The sequence below is a fragment of the uncultured Roseibium sp. genome (assembly GCF_947499295.1).
Classification (GTDB): Bacteria; Pseudomonadota; Alphaproteobacteria; order Rhizobiales; family Stappiaceae; genus Roseibium.
In genome coordinates this window covers 1-732 of the sequence record NZ_CANMNP010000116.1, presented here as the reverse complement: position 1 = coordinate 732, position 732 = coordinate 1, and the positions used below count along the sequence as shown (strand labels likewise).

The window sequence follows — 732 nt, the reverse complement described above, 5'->3', positions numbered from 1 at the left end:
GAACAGTTCGGATCGCTACGCGGCAAGACGGGAATGCTTGCGGGCAAATCCGCTCGCGAAGATCGCGAGCAGGCGTTGAACAACGTTCCGCAGCTTAGTGATGATGTGAAAAACTACATCCGTCTCAGGGCCGAGATCGGAGACTTGCGCACGGTGGAGCTGGAACGGGAGCGGGATCTGTCGCGTGTCGATGTGCCGGCGCTGTCGCCGGCGGCCGATGGCGTCTTGTCGCGGATCCGCGATGCCATCGACCGCAACGACCTGAATGCGGGCCTGTCCTTCCTCCTGGCGGACAAGATGGTGGAGGCCGAGCTCGGTGAAGTCGCCGCAAAGCTGGACCAGAGGTTCGGTGAGAGAACGTTCATGGCCGGTCTGAAACCGGAGGGGCCGGCCTTTGAGAAAGCCGCGGCTCGGGTTGCCGATGAAGACCGGGGCAAGCTTGCCGACGCATGGCCGAAGTTCAACGCGCTGCAGAAAGTCGATGCAAAGAAGCGTTCCCAGGAGAAAGCTCAAGCGCAGATGTTGAAAAAGGAACAGGTCAAAGATCAGGGCATGACCCGGTGATAGAGAAGGCGCGGCGACGGGGCAGGCGGAAAGCCTTGGCAATCCTGTCGCTTGCCGGATTAGCGGTTGGCGGCATTGCCGCTGCCGGTTTCCTCGGCGGTTACCGGATCAATACCACGCAGAGCTTTCCGCTTGGACTTTGGCGGATCGAGGAGCTGTCCAGGGAAG

General features: G+C 61.1%; 1 protein-coding gene. It reads left to right on the top strand.

Features of this window, described 5'->3' with window-relative positions:
* A partial coding sequence (locus Q0835_RS30030) for a BID domain-containing protein (RefSeq protein WP_298967153.1) occupies positions 1 to 564 on the top strand: 564 nt, incomplete at its 5' end.
* Positions 565 to 732: the final 168 nt, after the last annotated feature.